The sequence below is a fragment of the Streptomyces sp. NBC_00448 genome (assembly GCF_036014115.1).
GTDB lineage: Bacteria > Actinomycetota > Actinomycetes > Streptomycetales > Streptomycetaceae > Actinacidiphila.
In genome coordinates this window covers 7,492,638-7,508,196 of the sequence record NZ_CP107913.1, presented here as the reverse complement: position 1 = coordinate 7,508,196, position 15,559 = coordinate 7,492,638, and the positions used below count along the sequence as shown (strand labels likewise).

Here is a 15,559-nt window from a genome sequence, read left to right as displayed (position 1 = left end):
GGCCTAGCCGTCCGACACCGCGTCGATCGCGGCCAGATGACGGGCCACCGGGCCGGCGGTGAACATGCCCGTGCCCGCACCCGCGAGTTCGCCCGCGGCCGGCAGCAGGCGGGCGCGCGCCTGGCGCAGGGCGGGCAGGTCGCCCAACTCCGCGGCGAGGACGGCCTGGAGGCAGCACAGCGCCTCGTACGTGAGGTCGGCGGGCGGCTCGGGGAGCGCGCGCAACGCGTCGCGGGCGTCGTCGCGGCGGCCGGCGCGGAGCAGCAGGAAGGGCTCGGCCCAGGGCCGGTACGGTCCCCAGTCCGCGCCGGGTTCCGCCTGCTCGGCGGCGGCTGCGACGGACCCGGCACCGGCGCCTTCGGCGAGGGGCAGGCAGAGCAGCGCGAGGGGCAGCAGGCCGCGCCGTACCCCTGGCATGCCCGCGCCGTCGAGCCGTGCGTCGGCGGCCCGGTAGGCGGCCTCGGCCGGCCCCGACCGCCCGGCGACGGCGAGCCGCAGCGCGGCGTACCACTCGGTGAAGACCCCGACCAGCGGCAGTTCGTGCCGCTCGGCCAGGCGGTCGGCGGCCGCGGCGTGCGCGTCGGCAGCGGGGAGGTCGGCGAGCGCCGCGCGCGCCTGCATCCGGATCAGGTGCCCGAGCACCTCGAAGGTGGCCAGGCCGTGCCGGGCGGCGAGCGCGACGAGTTCAGCGCCGACCGCGTCGCGGCGCGGCGCGAGGCCGGCGCGGGTGCAGGACTGCATGAACACGCCGTTGAGCGCGTAGGCGAGCAGCGCGGGGTCGTCCAGCCGGCGCGCGGTCTCCTCGGCTTCCCGGGCTGCCTCGGGGCCGCGCGGGGAGCGGGTGCCGCGCATCTCGACCGCGATCGTGGCGAGCAGGCGGCAGCGCGCGACGTCGTACGGTGCCGCCCCGCCACCGGAAGCGCCCGGGAGCGGCGGCCCCGCGGGCAGCGCGGCAAGGGTGCGCTCCGCCGCGGCCACGATCCGCTCGGCCGCCTCGGGGTCGTCGCCGCGGGTCCAGATCGCCGGCACGTCGTAGCCGCCGATCACCCGGGTGGTCAGCTCGGGATCGCCGAGTTCCTCCGCCGCGGTGATCGCGGCGAGCCGGTGCCCCCGGGCCGCTTCGAGGCCGCCGCCCCCGGTGACCGCGAGGTTGCGGATCAGGCCGACGGTCGACTCCAGGCGGGCCCTGGCGCCACCGCCGACCGTACGGTCGTAGGCCGCGGCCGCCTGCCGCCACAGCCGGTCGGCGGCCGTGGCGGGCGGATCGGGGTCCGGGGCGGCGTACGGTTCCGGGCGCGGCTCCTGCGGCAGGTCCAGGTGCGGGTCCTGGGCCAGGATCTCCGCCTCCAGCCGGCGCAGCCGGGGCCCCGGGTCCACGCCCAACTGGCCGACCAGGATGGCCCGCGCCCTGCGCAGCACCGCCAGCGCGTCGCCCTGGCGGCCGGTGCGGTACAGCGCGAGGGCCAGCAGCCGCCACGCGTCCTCACGCCACGGGTGCTCGGCCAGGTGCGCGTCCAGGTCGGGCACCGCTTCCGCGGCCAGGCCCAGCGCGAGCCTGGCCTCGGCCGCGCGTTCCCCGGCCTGGAGCCGGAGTTCGACCAGCCTGGAGCGTTCGGCGCGGGCCCAGCGCGCGTCGGCGAACTCGGCGTAGGCCGGGCCGCGCCACAGGCCCAGCGCTTCACGCAGCCGCTCCAGCGCCTGACCGGGCGGCAGCGTGGCGGCGGCGCTCACCGCCGCCTCGAAGCGCCACGCGTCCACCGCGTCCGGCGCCGCGCGCAGCGCGTACCCGGGGCCCTCCGTCACCAGCAGCGTCGCCGGGGCTCTGGGCGGGCGGTCCGGTTCCAGCGCCTTGCGCAGCGCCGCCACGAACGTCTGCACGGCACCCACCGCCCCCGCGGGCGGCTCCTCCCACAGGTCCTCGACCAGCCGGCCCACCGGCACCACCCGCCGCCGCGCCACCACCAGCCGCCCCACCACGGCCGCGTGCCGCGGTCCCCTCAGCGCGACCCGCTCCCCGCCCCGCTCCGCCACGACGGCCCCGAGCACCCCGAACTCCACCTCCGCCATCCCCCCACGCTAGTGGCCCCCGAGCTCGCCGCACCTCCCCGCCACCACGGTCCCGGCCCTCGCCCACAGCGTGAGCAGCCGGACGTACTCCTCGGTGCGTTCGGCACTGGCGGGGTGGTTCATGAGGGTCCGGATCTGGTCGTTGATCGCGGCCTCCGTCGGGCGCACGGTCTCCGCGGCGAGCAAGGTCGGGGGCACCGTCACAGGCTACGCGTTACCGGATAAACGGCCGATATACGCCCAGCTCAGGAGGTATGGGGACGAGTGGTCGCCGACCGGTGCCCCGCCGTCGGCGCTGATTCGTTGCTGATCGGGGCGGGGCAGGCTCGACATGTCAGAGATATCAGACGTACCCGCGGAACGAGACGAGAGCAGCGCACCATGGCACCGAGCATCCCGAACTTCGAGCAGCAGCGCGTCAAGGTCGCCGACGGCGTCACCCTGAACGTCGCGGTCGGCGGCGCCGGCCGCCCCCTCGTGCTGCTGCACGGCTTCCCGCAGACCCATCTGATGTGGCGGCACGTCGCCGCAGACCTCGCGGCGGACCACACCGTGATCTGCCCGGACCTGCGCGGCTACGGCGCGAGCGACAAACCCGCGGACCCGGACGGCACCGCGTACGGCAAGCGCACGATGGCCGCCGACACGGTGGCGCTGGCCCGGGCGCTCGGGCACGAGCGGTTCGCGCTCGCGGGACACGACCGGGGCGCGCTGGTCGCGTTCCGGGCCGGTCTCGACCACCCGTCCGCGGTCACCCACCTGGCCTGCCTCGACGTGCTGCCGACGCTCGACATGTGGGCGGCGATGCACGGCACCACGGCCGCGGTCGGCTTCCACCTGTACCTGATGGCGCAACCTCCGGGCCTGCCCGAGCAGTTGATCGCGGGTGCGGCGGACGCGTTCTTCGGGCACTTCCTCGACGCCTGGACGGGCGACCCGGCCGCGATCCCCGCCGACGTGCGCGCCGCGTACCTCGACGCCTGCCGCGCCGCGATCCCGTCGATCGTCGCGGACTACCGCGCCTCCGCCGGGATCGACGTCACACACGACCGGGCCGACCGCGACGCGGGGAACCGGCTGCGGATGCCGGTGGCCGTGCTGCAGCAGGACTGGGGTGCCGCGCTCGGCTACGACGCCCGGGCGCTGTGGGCCGCGTGGGCCCCCGACCTGGTGCACACCACGGTCGGCTGGGGCCACTTCATGGCGGAGGAAGCCCCCAAGGAGGTCGCCGCCGCGCTGCGCGAGCTGCTGGCCCGCTGAACCGCGTCGGGGGTCCGTTGAACCGCGTCGGGGGTCCGTCCACCCGTCGACGCGGCCCCGCCGACGCGGCCCCCGCCGGCCGGATCGGGCCGCGTCACCCGCCGGGCGCCCCGCGTCAGATGCGGGGGCGGGAGCGGGCGTCCGGGGAGGGCCGCCCCATGAGGGCGGGCACCGAGCGTCCGGCGCGCTTGTAGGTGCGCATGAGCAGGGCGGTCTCCACCCGGCGCAGCCCCCGCAAGCCGGAGAAGGCCCGCGCGTGGAAGTCGTGCGCGGCGGCCACCGTGGCGTGGCCGCTGTAGCCGAGCACGTTGCTGCGTCCCGTCGTGACCCCCAGGTACCGCACGGAGGGCTCGTGGGCGAGCCGGCGGAGGGTGGCGTCGAGGTGGGTGTGTTCGACCTCGAGCCGGAGGTCCTCGGGTCTCCGCCGGGTACCCGAGGACCTCCGGCTCCGCGAACACTCGTAGCTGGAAGACGTGCGAGGACATCAGCCCGGGCGAGGCGCCGGCGCGTTGTCGACTCGCTCAGGCTCAGCCGGGTCGCCAGGCTGCTGACGGGCATCCGCGCGTCCTCGGCCAGGAGATCCACCAGCTCGCGGTCGATGGCGTCGACGTCGATGGGGGGCGGGGGCTGCCGCCCGTACATCGCCGGCCGGCGCAACCGGGTGTGCTCCGTCTCGTAGGGGGACCAGTCCACCGCCGTCAGCAGGAGCCTCAGCACGAGCGCGGAGTGGATGCCCAGCACCCCCGGCAGCCGGCCCACCGTGCGGTCGATGACCTCGATCAGCTCGGCCTCGTCCTTGACGGCCTGGTCGCCGCGAACTACGACTGCCGGGCGGAGACGGCCGGGGACCTCGCGGAGCTCCAGGCCCGCATCCGTGCCTGCTTCGAGGGCGGCGCGCTCGCCACGGGCGCCGAACTCGCCATGGAGGCGGTGGGCAACGACTACGCCGACCTGCGCCAGGACCTCGACATGTGCGCCGCCTACCGGGACGCGGCGGAGGGCCTCGGGCGGGTGATCACGGACCACCCGACCGGAATGCGCAGCGGTTCCACCGACATGGGCAACGTCTCCCACCTGGTGCCCACGATCCACCCGTCCCTCGGCTACGACTGCGGCGACACCATCATGCACAACCCCGAGTTCACCCGGTACGGCACCAGCGCCGCCGCCGACCGCGCGGTGCTCGACGGCGGGCTCGTGATGGCCTGGACGGTCATCGCGCTGGCCGCGGACACCGGTCAGCGGGCGCGCCTGCTCGACCGGTTGGCGAGCCGCGCCGCCCCGGCCCGCTGACCCTCCCCCGCGCGCACCTCGCCGGCTCGGCGGGCGCACCCTCACACCTGCCGGGTCGGCAGCACGACCACCTGTCGCAGGTTGACCCGGGCCGGGCGGCTGGTGGCATAGCCGATCAGGTCCGCGATGTCCTGCGGCGTCATCGCCTCGACCGCGTCGAACATGCCGTCCAGCGCGGCGCTGAGCCCGGGGTTGTCGATGTGCCCGGCCAGTTCCGTGGCGGTCAGGCCCGGCTCGATGTTGGTCACCCGGACATCTCGGGGGCCGAACTCGGTGCGCAGCGAGGCCGAGAGCCGGCTGAGCGCGGCCTTGGTGGCGCTGTAGACGGCGTACTCGGGGAAGGTCACGTGCGCGCCGATCGAGGAGACGTCGACCAGGTCGGCGACGCCGTTCCCGGCCGCCGCGGCGATCAGGTCGGCGCGGAAGGCGTCGATGACGCGCAGCGCACCGGTCAGGTTGGTGTCGATCATCCGCGTCCACTCGTCCACGCGGCCCGCGTCGACCGGGTTGGGCAGCATCACCCCGGCGGCGTTGACCACCAGGTCCACCCGGCCGAGCACCTCGCGCACCCGCTGGGCGGCGGCCGCCACGGACGCCTCGTCGGTGATGTCCGCGGTGACCGCGAGGGCCTGGCCGCCGTCGGCGGCGATCTTCGCGGCCAGTTCCTCCAGCCGCTCGGTGCGGCGGGCCAGCAGCGCGACCCGCGCCCCGCCCGCCGCCAGCAGCCGCGCGGTGGCCTCGCCCATGCCGCTGGCGGCTCCGGTGACGACGGCGGTGCGGCCCGAAAGGTCGTACGGCGCAGTGCTGTTCATGAGGAGGGTCCCCCTGTGAGTGGGCCAGGTCCCGCTACGGGTCCGGCGCTGTCGGGGCCGCTGCGGTGGTCCGGAGCGGCGTTGCCCTCACTGTGCTGCGCCCCCGGCGGCGTACCCAGGGTGACGCTGCACCTGGGTATGCCAGTACCAGGTTCGGCGCGGGCCGCTCGCCTAGGGTCGTCCCATGGACAACTCGCTCGGCGACTACCTGCGTTCGCGCAGGGCGCGGATACAGCCGCAGGATGTGGGGCTGCCGGAGTACGGCCGGCGGCGCGTGCCGGGGTTGCGGCGCGAGGAGGTCGCGCAGCTCGCCGGGGTGAGCGTCGACTACTACATCCGGCTGGAGCAGGGCCGTGGCAGCAGCCACGTCTCGGACGCGGTGCTCGACGCGGTCGCGCGGGTGCTGGGACTGGACCCGACCGAGCAGGAGCACCTGCGGGACCTGGCCAGGCCGGGCCGGACCGGGCGCGACGCCAAGGGACCCAAGGGACCCAAGGGACCCGGGCGGCCGGCGCAGCGGATACGGTCCGGGGTGCGGCTGCTGCTGGACCGCATGACGGACGTCCCGGTGTTCGTGCTCGGCGACCGGATGGACGTGGTGGCCTGGAACGCGCTCGGCGCGGCCGTCAACGGCTTCGCGCCGAGCGGCACTTCGGGCAGTGCCGCGGCCGGTTCCGGCCCTTCCGGCCCGCCGAACATGGCCAGGAGCACCTTCCTCGACCCGGACGCCCGCACCTTCTACCGTGACTGGCCCGCGGTCGCCGCCGAGACCGTCGCACACCTGCGGCTGTACGCGGGCCGCCGGCCCGACGACGAGCGGCTGGCCGCGCTGGTCGGCGAACTGTCCGTGCGCAGCGAGGACTTCCGGCGGCTGTGGGCGGACCACCAGGTCAAGGAGAAGACGTACGGCGTGAAGCGGCTGCGCCATCCGCTCGTCGGTGACCTGGACTTCGGGTACGAGACGCTGGCGCTGCCGGCCGAGCCGGACCAGTTGCTGGTGGCGTACACCGTGCCGCCGGGCTCACCGACCGCGGAAAGGCTTGCGCTGCTGGCCAGTTGGAGCGCGGACGGGAGCGGCGCGGATTCCGGTGCGGGGGCCGCGGGCGAGGCCGGGCCGCCGGAACAGCCCGAGCAGCCCGAGCAACCCGAGCAACCCGAGCAACCCGACAGGCTCGACCGCCGACCCTGACGGCGGCCCTCTCAGCGCCGGGCCGTGGCCGTATCCCCGTCGGCGGGACCTCCGGCAGGATCTCCGGCGGGACCGTCCGCGGCGTCCCCGGGCGGCTCGTACGGGTGGGCGGCCAGCAGCTCCGCGAAGGCCGCGCCCGCGCCGCCGAGCGGCTCCCGGGCGATCACGAACAGGCCGCGCCGCCAGGGCGGGTCGAGCCGGACCGTCGCGCACTCGGGCGGGGCCGCGTAGGAGGGCACCGCCACGACGCCGACCCCGGCGGCCGCCATCCGCACGGCGGTCGAGGTGTGCTCGGTGCGGACGGCGGTGCGCGGGGTGAAGCCGACCTTCTCGCAGGCGAGGTCGATGAAGGGGCGCCCGTCGACCACCGGCTCCATCGCGCACCGCACCCACGCGCGCTCGGCGAACGCGGCCAGCGGCACGACCCGTTCGGCGGCCAGCGGGTCGCCCGGCGGCAGCACCATCACGATCTCCTCCGCGCCGATCGGGGCGAGCGTCATGCCGCCGCCGGTGCGGGTCGCGGCCGGTCCGGGGTCGTGCCCGACCGCGAGATCGGCCACCCCGCGCTCCATCGCCTCGACCAGGTCCTCGCCCCGGGAGTACTCGCGCAGCACCAGCCCCACCGCGGGCCGCTGCCGCCGCCAGCGGGCGAAGACGGAGGGCAGCAGCCCGGCGGCGATGGAGTGCACCGCGGCGATGTGCAGTTCGCCGCCTTCCGCCCCGGCGGCGGCACGGGCGGCGCGCTCGGCGCGTACGGCGCTGCGCACGGCGAGTTCGGCGTGCGGCAGGAAGGCCCGGCCCATCGGGGTCAACCGCACCCCGCGCGGCAGGCGTTCGACCAGCTCGCCGCCCATCTGCCGTTCCAGCGACTTGAGTTGGTGCGACAGAGCGGGCTGGGTGACGTGCAGCGCCTCGGCGGCGCGGGTGAAGGAGTCCGCGTCGACGACCGCGAGGAAGTACTCCATCTGCCGCAGGCTCATCCCGGCACCTTTCGCTCACCCCCCGGCCGGTACCCGGCACACCGCCGACCGGCCGCTATGCACAACGTGCATCGTATCGACACAATCCTGGACTTGGACTCATGGCACCGGCCGGCCGGAGACTGGCCGCCATGGAACCCCGCACCGCACCGCGCCACCAGGCCCGGGCCCAGGCCCCCGACGACCCCGGCACCGCCGACGTCATCGTGATCGGGGGCGGCACCGGCGGCTACAGCACCGCGCTGCGGGCCGCGGCGCTCGGCCTCGACGTGCTCCTCGCCGAACGCGACCTGCTCGGCGGCACCTGCCTGCACCGCGGCTGCATCCCCAGCAAGGCGATGCTGCACGCCGCCGAACTCGTGGACGGCATCGCCGAGGCCCGTGAGCGGTGGGGGGTGAAGGCGACCCTGGACTCCGTCGACTGGGCGGCGCTGACCGCGACCCGCGACGGCATCGTGGCCCGCAACCACCAGGGCGTCACCGGCCACCTCGCGCACGCGGGCGTACGCGTCGTGCACGCCTCGGCGAGCCTGCGCGGGCCGCGGACGGTCAGCTCCGGCGGGACCGCGTACACCGCGCGGCGCGGGATCGTACTGGCCACCGGGTCGCGGCCGCGGCTGCTGCCGGGCCTGTCCCCCGACGGCCGGCGGGTGGTGACCAGCGACGACGCGCTGTTCGCACCGGGGCTGCCGGAGTCGGTACTGGTGCTGGGCGGCGGCGCGATCGGCGTCGAGTACGCGTCGCTGCACCGCTCGATGGGCGCCCGGGTGGTGCTGGTGGAGGCCGCCGACCGGCTGCTGCCGCTGGAGGACGGGGAAGTGTCGCGGCAACTGGCGCGCGGGCTGAAGAAGCGCGGTATCGAGGTGCTCACCGGCACCCGCCTGGAGGACGCCGCGACCCACGCCACCGGGGTGCGGGCGACGGTGCGCACCGCGCGGGGCCGGGTGGTGGAGCTGGACGTCGAGCGGCTGCTGGTCGCCGTGGGCCGGGAGCCGGTCACCGACGGCCTCGACCTGGCCGCCGCCGGGCTCGGCCGGGACCCGCGCGGCTACATGGCCCCGGCGGACTGGGATCGGCTGGAGACGTCGGTGTCCGGCATCCACGTGGTCGGCGATCTGCTGCCACCGCCGTCGCTCGGCCTGGCGCACGCGTCGTTCGCGGAGGGCCTGGTGGTCGCCGAGACGCTGGCGGGGCTCGGCCCGGCGCCGGTGGACTACGCGGCGGTGCCGCGGGTGACCTACTCCAGCCCGCAGACGGCGTCGGTCGGCCTGACCGAGGAGCAGGCGCGGGCCGAACGGGGCCCGGACCAGGTCGTGATGAACTCGATGCCGCTGACGGCGGTCGCGAAGGGCATGGTGCACGGGCTGGGCGGCAGCGTGAAGGTGGTCGCGGAACGGGGCGGGCCGGTGCTGGGGGTGCACCTGGTCGGGCCGAACGTCTCGGAGATGATCGCCGAGAGCCAGCTGGTGGTGGGCTGGGAGGCGGAGCCGGCGGACGTGGCGCGGCACGTCCACCCGCACCCGACGCTGTCGGAGGCGGTCGGCGAGGTGTTCCTGACGCTGGCCGGGCGGGCGCTGCACCAGGTGGGATGAGCGAAGCCCGGGCGGGGAGGGCGGAACCCCGGCCGGGCGTCGGGCACCCGGCCGGGAGGGCGGCACCCGGGCGGGACGAACCGAGCCGGGGCCCGGAAAAAGCGGTGGCACCCGCCGGGCAGAGCGGGCTAGGGTCGCGGAACACGTCCAGCCAGGACCCGGAAGAGGAGGCGAGAGCGATGTCGACATCCACTGTGCCGCGCTCCCGCCCGTCCGCTGGACGTTCGTGACCCGACCGGGAGCGCACCGCTGACTCCCGAAGGACTCACATGTCTGATCTGGTACTTCGCTCGCTCACCGCGGGCGAGTCCGCCCTGTTCGCCTCCCTCCCCGTCGCGGAGAAGCTCGGCCGCGCCCTGCTCGGCCAGGAGTTCGCGCTGCTCGACGCCGGCGGGGAGTACCGCCCCGAGTGGTCGTGGGTCGCGCTGCGCGACGGCGTCGTGGTGGCCCGCGCCGCGTGGTGGGCCAAGCCCGGCGACACCGAGCCGGTCGCCCTCGACTGGTTCGACTTCGCCGACGGCGAGCGGTCCGCGGCCGTCGAACTGCTGCGCGCCGCACCGCTGTCCGCCGAGTACGCGCTGATCCTGCCGCCCGGCTGGCGGGAGAGGCCCGGCGTGCGCGCCGCGTACGAGGCGCGCGCCGCGGCCGTCGAGGCGGCCGGGATGCGCAAGCTCGTGGAGCGCTACCGCTACACCTGGACCGCGGGCGAGGACCCGCTGCCCGCCCGCACCGGCCGGCTGGTCTACCGGCCGGAGCCCGACGACGCCGCCTTCCGCGCGGTGATGGCCCGGATCATGACCGGCACGCTCGACGCCCACGACCGGTTGATGCTCGACGAACACGGCCTGGACGCCGCGTTGGACGAGACCCTCGGCGTCCTCGACTGGATGCCCTCCCCCAACGACTGGCGGCGGGTCGCCTACACCCCGGACGGCGAGGTGGTCGGCGTGCACATCCCGGCGGAGAACCCGTCCATGCCGTGCATCGGCTTCATCGCGGTCGTCCCCGAGCAGCGCGGCCACGGCTACTCCTACGACCTGCTGGTGGAGTGCAGCCACGACCTGGTGGACCGCGGCGCCACCCGGATCGCCGCGGCCACCGACCAGCCGAACTTCCCGATGGCCCGCAACTTCGCCCGGGCCGGCTATCCGATCACCCAGGAACGGGTGGACTTCGTCTAGACGAGGCGGTCCCCGGGCATGCATGTGCCCGGGGACCGGGTTCGGTGACCGGGCGCCTCACCGCAGGGACGAGACCGCAGGGACGAGAGACCGTAGGACCAAGGCCGTAAGGACGAGCGGGACCGGATAGGACCACGAAGCAGGGCCGGGACGACCGGGCCGGACGGGAGCCGTTGCGTGCTGTTCGAGGTGTGGGCGCCGAACGCCCGCCAGGTGGAGGCGCTGATCGACGGGCAGGCGTACGCCATGGGGCCCGACCCCGCGCGCACCGGCTGGTGGCGGGCCGAGCTCGCGGCGGGGCACGGCACCCGGTACGCGTACCGGGTCGACGGCGGGCAGCCGCTGCCGGACCCGCGCTCGCGGCGGCAGCCGGACGGCCCGGACGGACCGAGCGCGGTGGTCGACCAGGACGCCTACGGGTGGAGATCGCCGTGGCCGGGCCGCGGGCTGCCGGGCGCGGTGCTCTACGAGCTGCACGTCGGCACCTTCACCAGCGAGGGCACCTTCGACGCGGCGGTGGAGCGGCTGTCCCACCTGGCCAGGCTCGGCATCACCCATGTGGAGCTGATGCCGGTCTGCCCCTTCCCCGGCACCAACGGATGGGGGTACGAAGGCGTGTCGCTGTGGGCGGTGCACGAGCCCTACGGCGGCCCCGATGCGATGAAGCGCTTTGTCGACGCGGCACACGCGCACGGCCTGGGCGTCGTGCTGGACGTGGTGCACAACCACCTCGGCCCCTCGGGCAACCACCTGCCGCCGTTCGGCCCGTACTTCACCGACCGGCACCACACCCCCTGGGGCGACGCGGTCAACCTCGACGCGCCCGGCTCCGACGAGGTGCGGGACTTCCTGATCGGCAGCGCGCTGGCCTGGCTGCGCGACTACCGCCTCGACGGCCTGCGGCTGGACGCGGTGCACGCGCTGGTCGACACCCGCGCGCTGCACTTCCTGGAGGAGCTGTCCACCGCCGTGGACGGGCTGTCGGCCGCGCTCGGCCGCCCGCTGTTCCTGATCGCCGAGTCCGACCTGAACGACCCGCACACCACCGCGCCGCGCGAGGCCGGCGGCCTGGGCCTGCACGCGCAGTGGAACGACGACTTCCACCACGCGGTGCACACCGCGGTCACCGGCGAGGCGCAGGGCTACTACGCCGACTTCGCCGCGGCCGGCCCCGCCGCCCTCGCGAAGGTGCTCACCCACGGCTTCTTCCACGACGGCACCTGGTCGTCCTTCCGCGGCCGCCACCACGGGCGCCCGCTGGACGTGCCGACGGTGCCCGCGCACCGCCTGCTGGGCTACGCCCAGACCCACGACCAGGTCGGCAACCGCGCGACCGGCGACCGGCTGACCGCGCGGCAGCTCGGCACCGCCGCCGCGCTGGTGCTGACCTCGCCGTTCACCCCGATGCTGTTCATGGGCGAGGAGTGGGGGGCGACCACGCCCTGGCAGTTCTTCACCGACCACGACGACCCGGAGCTGGCCGCGGCCATCACCCGGGGGCGGCGGCGGGAGTTCGCCGAGCACGGCTGGGCCGAGGAGGACGTGCCCGACCCGCAGGACCCGGCCACCCGGAACCGCTCCTGCCTGGACTGGGCGGAGGCCGAGAAGCCCGCGCACCGCGAACTGCTGGAGTGGTACCGGGCCCTGATCGCCCTGCGCCGGGCCGAACCCGCGCTGACCTCGCCCCAGTTGGACACGGTCACCGCCACCGCCGGCGGCCGGACGCTGCGGATCGCCCGCGGGCCCTTCCGCGTGCTGGTGAACTTCTCCGACGCCCCCGCGCGCATCCCGCTCAACACGCCCTGCGACATCCTGCTGGCGCGCCCGGCCTGCCGCACCCTGCCCGGCCCGGCCGTCCAGCTCCCCGCGCGCGGTGCGGCGGTGCTGCGCGCCCGCGACACGGCCCCCGGGCGGACTACCGTGGAGGGATGAGCGACACGCACCCGGACCAGCGGCCCGCACCCGACGACCCCGCGGACGACCCGACGGAGCCCCGCGCCGACTGCGTGCTGTGCGGTGAACCCACCGAGTACCCCAACAGAACCAAGGGCGCGACGCTCTGCCCGGTCTGCGCGTGGCAGGAGGCCCAGCGCACCGCCTGCTCGGGCTGGGCCGCGGGCGGGGTCAGGTGGCGAGCAGTAGCTTGCGGTACTTGTCCACGTCCAGATCCGGTTGCGGGTACGCCGGGTCGATCCGCTCCAGGTGCTCCAGCAGCAGCCGGCTGATCGCCCAGTTCCGGTACCACTTGCGGTCGGCCGGCACGACGTACCAGGGCGCGGCCTCGGTCGAGCACCGCTCCAGCGCCACCTGGTACGCCTCCTGGTAGTCCGGCCACCGCTCGCGTTCCTCGACGTCGGTCGGGCTGAACTTCCAGTGCTTGTCCGGCCGGTCCAGCCGGGCCAGCAGCCGGGCCCGCTGCTCCTGGGGGCTGATGTGCAGGAAGACCTTCAGCACGGTCACCCCGCCGTCGGTGAGCGACTGCTCGAACCGGTTGATCGCGGCGTAGCGACGGCTCCAGACCGACCGGGGCACCATGTCGTGCACCCTGACGATCAGCACGTCCTCGTAGTGCGAGCGGTCGAAGACGCCGATCTCGCCGGGGTGCGGGAGCGCTCTGCGGATGCGCCACAGGAAGTTGTGGCGGCGCTCCTCCGCGGTGGGCGCCTTGAACGCGCGCACCCGCAGGCCGGCCGGGTTCAGCCCCGACACCACGTGCTTGACGGTGCCGCCCTTGCCGGAGGTGTCCATGCCCTGCAGCACCAGCAGCACGCGGCGCTGGTCGCCGCCCACGGCGCTCTGCGCGAACAGCCGCTCCTGCAGTTCGGCGAGGTGCGGGCGCATCCGCTCGATCTCGGCGAGGCCGTGCTTCTTGTTCTTCGGGCCGCCCGGGGTCCCCCGCGGGTCGTACGCCGACAGGTCCACGGGGCCGCTGCCCGGCTCCACGCGCAGCAGCGTACGCAGTTTCTTCGCCATGACCCGATCCTCCGTCCATTCCGCCCGGGCCGCCCGTTCATCTCGCGGAAGGAGCCGCACATACTCAGGGGCGCTGGGGGTACCTCCCGGCGAAGCCAGGGGGAGAACGGCGCGACAAGCCCCCACCGGCAGGTGGTCCCTCAACCGACAGCACCACCCACCCCGGGGGGTCAGGCCAACCGAGAAGCTTCGCGAGCCAGCGAGGTAAGGCGTGAGACGGCCCGGAAGTACTTCTTCCGGTACCCCCCGCGGAGCATCTCCGCGGAGAAGAGCTGGTCGAAGGGCACCCCGGAGGCCATCACGGGCACCTCACGGTCGTAGAGCCGGTCGGCGAGCACCACCAGACGCAACGCGGCGGCCTGGTCCGTCACCTGCCGCACCCCCCGCAGGAAAACCGCGTCGATCCCGTCGACGAGGGCCCCGTACCTGCTGGGATGCACCTTCGCGAGGTGCTCCGCGAGCGGCCCGAAGTTGTCGAGCGCCGCACCGGGCGTACGGGCGGCGGCCGCGGTGACCTGCTCGTCGGTGTACGGGTCGGGCGCCTGCGGCAGCCCCCGGTGCCGGTAGTCGTCCCCGTCGATCCGCAGCGAGGTGAACCTCTCGGACAGCCCCTGGATCTCCCGCATGAAGTCGGCGGCGGCGAACCGGCCCTCGCCGAGCTTGCCGGGCAGCGTGTTGGAGGTCGCGGCGAGCCGTACCCCGGCCGCGGCGAGCCGGGCCAGCAGCGTGGAGACCAGGACGGTGTCGCCCGGGTCGTCCAGCTCGAACTCGTCGATGCAGACCAGGCGGTGGGAGCTGAGCGCGTCGACGGCCGGGCGGAACCCGAGCGCGCCCACCAGGTTGGTCAGCTCCACGAACGTGCCGAACGCCTTCTGCGCGGGCGGCGCGTCGGTGGCGTGCCACAGCGACGCGAGCAGGTGCGTCTTGCCGACGCCGTAGCCGCCGTCCAGGTAGATCCCGCCGGGGGTCGCGGGCCGCTCGGGCGCCTTGCCGCGGAACCACCTGCGCCGGGCGGTTCCCTGCGCGGGTCCGCCGAGCCCGGCCGCGAACTCCTCCAGCGCGCGCACCGCACGGGACTGGCTGGGCTGCGCCGGGTCCGGGACGTAGGTCGAGAAGCGCACGGAGTCGAACCGCGGCGGGGGCACCAGCTCGGCGAGCAGCCGCCCGGCATCCAGGTGCGGGTCACGCTCCGTGAGCGCGACCGGTGCGGCTATTCCTGCGGCGACATCCCCTGGCACGACATCCCACCCTACCGGTAGGGGCCCGGCGTCCCGCGCACGGGTGGCGGGCGGGCGAAGGAGGGCACTCGGCCGCCGGACGTGACCAGGTGGGCGATTCCGGCACGGCGCGGCGCGAGGTGACGGGCCGGCGGGTGGGAGACTGCAAAAATGCAGCAACTGTTCCCCCCGCCAGGACCGGACACGGCGAACCCGGTGGACCTGGTGCACACCTACGCGTACCCCCCGCGGGAGGCGGGCCCGTATCTGCGGGCGAACATGGTCTCCTCGCTCGACGGCGCGGCGACCCACGACGGCACGTCGACCGCGCTCTCCTCGGCCGCCGACATGCGGATCTTCGGCACCCTGCGCGCCCTGGCCGACGCGGTCGTGGTCGGCGCGGAGACGGTCAGGAACGAGGGGTACCGGCCCGGAAAGGCCCGGCCGTCGTTCGCCGAACGGCGCGCGGCGGACGGCCAGACCCCGGCTCCGGCCATCGCCGTGATCAGCCGGCGGCTCGACCTGGACTTCGCGGCACCGCTGTTCACGGCCGCGACCACGCCGACGCTGGTGCTGACCGGCGCGGGCGCGGACCGCAAGGAGCTGGCCGCGGCCGAAGCCGCGGGAGCGCGGGTGGTGGTCGCCGGGGACGGCGACGGCGTGGACCCGGCCCGCGCGGTGCGCGAACTGGCCGCGTTGGGCCTGTCCCGGCTGCTGCACGAGGGCGGCCCGCGGGTGCTCGCACAGTTCGCGGCGGCCGGGGTGGTGGACGAGCTGTGCCTGACGGTGGCACCGTTCGCCGTCGGCGGTGACGCGCCGCGGATCATGAACGGGCCAGGTGTCGCCGGTCCGGCCCGGTTCGTACCGGTGTCGGTTCTGGAGGAGGACGGCTTCCTGTTCACCCGCTACGTCAAGCAGACGGAGGCGCAGGTCACGGCATAAGGCACTCTCCCGGGGGACGCGCGGCGGAAAAAAGCGGATTCGTTCGTTCCGCT

At 75.1% G+C, this 15,559-nt stretch carries 14 protein-coding genes and 2 pseudogenes; 8 read left to right on the top strand and 8 right to left on the bottom strand.

Annotation, left to right across the window (positions count from 1 at the left end; genetic code table 11):
• Positions 1–3: 3 nt before the first annotated feature.
• Together OG370_RS32310 and OG370_RS32305 are read right to left on the bottom strand one after the other, a co-directional pair.
• Positions 4–2,067 (bottom strand): AfsR/SARP family transcriptional regulator, encoded by a 2,064-nt coding sequence (locus OG370_RS32310; protein ID WP_328470504.1) that lies wholly within the window; start codon positions 2,065–2,067, stop codon positions 4–6.
• 9 nt (positions 2,068–2,076) lie between these two features.
• Entirely contained in the window at positions 2,077–2,265 is a 189-nt protein-coding gene (locus OG370_RS32305; RefSeq protein ID WP_328470503.1) for a hypothetical protein, read from the bottom strand.
• Positions 2,266–2,448: 183 nt separating this feature from the next.
• Here OG370_RS32305 and OG370_RS32300 point away from each other — a divergent pair, with 183 nt between their 5' ends.
• A complete protein-coding gene (locus OG370_RS32300) occupies positions 2,449–3,327 on the top strand; it encodes an alpha/beta fold hydrolase (protein ID WP_328470502.1) in 879 nt (292 codons plus the stop codon).
• A 115-nt stretch (positions 3,328–3,442) separates the two neighbouring features.
• Here OG370_RS32300 and OG370_RS32295 read toward each other — a convergent pair whose 3' ends face one another.
• Entirely contained in the window at positions 3,443–3,670 is a 228-nt protein-coding gene (locus OG370_RS32295) for a hypothetical protein (protein ID WP_328470501.1), read from the bottom strand.
• Between the two features lie 158 nt (positions 3,671–3,828).
• Positions 3,829–3,969, bottom strand: a pseudogene (locus OG370_RS41580) (AsnC family transcriptional regulator); the annotation flags it as partial.
• A gap of 84 nt (positions 3,970–4,053) precedes the next feature.
• Here OG370_RS41580 and OG370_RS32290 point away from each other — a divergent pair.
• Positions 4,054–4,620 carry a hypothetical protein gene (locus OG370_RS32290; protein ID WP_328470500.1) on the top strand — a complete coding sequence of 189 codons (567 nt, stop codon included), beginning with the start codon at positions 4,054–4,056 and terminating at the stop codon, positions 4,618–4,620.
• A 41-nt stretch (positions 4,621–4,661) separates the two neighbouring features.
• On the opposite strand, the gene OG370_RS32285 is transcribed toward OG370_RS32290, so the two are convergent.
• Positions 4,662–5,432, bottom strand: coding sequence for an SDR family oxidoreductase (locus tag OG370_RS32285; RefSeq protein ID WP_328470499.1), 771 nt, complete (start codon positions 5,430–5,432; stop codon positions 4,662–4,664).
• A 184-nt stretch (positions 5,433–5,616) separates the two neighbouring features.
• On the opposite strand from OG370_RS32285, the gene OG370_RS32280 reads away from it, so the two are divergent.
• Complete coding sequence (locus OG370_RS32280) at positions 5,617–6,621, top strand: helix-turn-helix domain-containing protein (RefSeq protein WP_328470497.1); 1,005 nt, start codon at positions 5,617–5,619, stop codon at positions 6,619–6,621.
• 11 nt (positions 6,622–6,632) lie between these two features.
• Here OG370_RS32280 and OG370_RS32275 read toward each other — a convergent pair whose 3' ends face one another.
• Entirely contained in the window at positions 6,633–7,601 is a 969-nt protein-coding gene (locus OG370_RS32275; protein ID WP_328470495.1) for a LysR family transcriptional regulator, read from the bottom strand.
• Between the two features lie 131 nt (positions 7,602–7,732).
• On the opposite strand from OG370_RS32275, the gene OG370_RS32270 reads away from it, so the two are divergent.
• The 4 genes and pseudogenes from OG370_RS32270 to OG370_RS41575 all read left to right on the top strand — a co-directional run.
• Entirely contained in the window at positions 7,733–9,193 is a 1,461-nt protein-coding gene (locus OG370_RS32270; RefSeq protein WP_328470493.1) for an FAD-dependent oxidoreductase, read from the top strand.
• 269 nt (positions 9,194–9,462) lie between these two features.
• Positions 9,463–10,374: a GNAT family N-acetyltransferase gene (locus OG370_RS32265; protein WP_328470491.1), complete on the top strand. Its 912-nt coding sequence runs from the start codon at positions 9,463–9,465 to the stop codon at positions 10,372–10,374.
• 177 nt (positions 10,375–10,551) lie between these two features.
• Positions 10,552–12,306, top strand: coding sequence for a malto-oligosyltrehalose trehalohydrolase (gene treZ, locus OG370_RS32260; protein ID WP_328470489.1), 1,755 nt, complete (start codon positions 10,552–10,554; stop codon positions 12,304–12,306).
• Positions 12,303–12,482, top strand: a pseudogene (locus OG370_RS41575) (hypothetical protein); the annotation flags it as partial. The gene treZ and the pseudogene OG370_RS41575, both read left to right, overlap by 4 nt.
• A gap of 16 nt (positions 12,483–12,498) precedes the next feature.
• On the opposite strand, the gene OG370_RS32255 reads toward OG370_RS41575, so the two are convergent.
• Positions 12,499–13,347, bottom strand: a complete 849-nt coding sequence (locus OG370_RS32255) for a polyphosphate kinase 2 family protein (protein WP_328470487.1) — start codon at positions 13,345–13,347, stop codon at positions 12,499–12,501.
• Between the two features lie 170 nt (positions 13,348–13,517).
• Positions 13,518–14,561 (bottom strand): cell division protein ZapE, encoded by a 1,044-nt coding sequence (gene zapE, locus OG370_RS32250; RefSeq protein ID WP_443060910.1) that lies wholly within the window; start codon positions 14,559–14,561, stop codon positions 13,518–13,520.
• Positions 14,562–14,735: 174 nt separating this feature from the next.
• On the opposite strand from zapE, the gene OG370_RS32245 reads away from it, so the two are divergent.
• Positions 14,736–15,506: a pyrimidine reductase family protein gene (locus OG370_RS32245; RefSeq protein WP_328470483.1), complete on the top strand. Its 771-nt coding sequence runs from the start codon at positions 14,736–14,738 to the stop codon at positions 15,504–15,506.
• Positions 15,507–15,559: the final 53 nt, after the last annotated feature.

Excerpts from the sequence above, each read along its gene's own strand:
- OG370_RS32310 (WP_328470504.1), bottom strand. The coding sequence starts at position 2,067 with ATGGCGGAGGTGGAGTTCGGGGTGCTCGGGGCCGTCGTGGCGGAGCGG.
- OG370_RS32300 (WP_328470502.1), top strand. The coding sequence starts at position 2,449 with ATGGCACCGAGCATCCCGAACTTCGAGCAGCAGCGCGTCAAGGTCGCC.
- OG370_RS32285 (WP_328470499.1), bottom strand. The coding sequence starts at position 5,432 with ATGAACAGCACTGCGCCGTACGACCTTTCGGGCCGCACCGCCGTCGTC.
- OG370_RS32280 (WP_328470497.1), top strand. The coding sequence starts at position 5,617 with ATGGACAACTCGCTCGGCGACTACCTGCGTTCGCGCAGGGCGCGGATA.
- OG370_RS32275 (WP_328470495.1), bottom strand. The coding sequence starts at position 7,601 with ATGAGCCTGCGGCAGATGGAGTACTTCCTCGCGGTCGTCGACGCGGAC.
- OG370_RS32270 (WP_328470493.1), top strand. The coding sequence starts at position 7,733 with ATGGAACCCCGCACCGCACCGCGCCACCAGGCCCGGGCCCAGGCCCCC.
- OG370_RS32265 (WP_328470491.1), top strand. The coding sequence starts at position 9,463 with ATGTCTGATCTGGTACTTCGCTCGCTCACCGCGGGCGAGTCCGCCCTG.
- OG370_RS32255 (WP_328470487.1), bottom strand. The coding sequence starts at position 13,347 with ATGGCGAAGAAACTGCGTACGCTGCTGCGCGTGGAGCCGGGCAGCGGC.
- OG370_RS32245 (WP_328470483.1), top strand. The coding sequence starts at position 14,736 with ATGCAGCAACTGTTCCCCCCGCCAGGACCGGACACGGCGAACCCGGTG.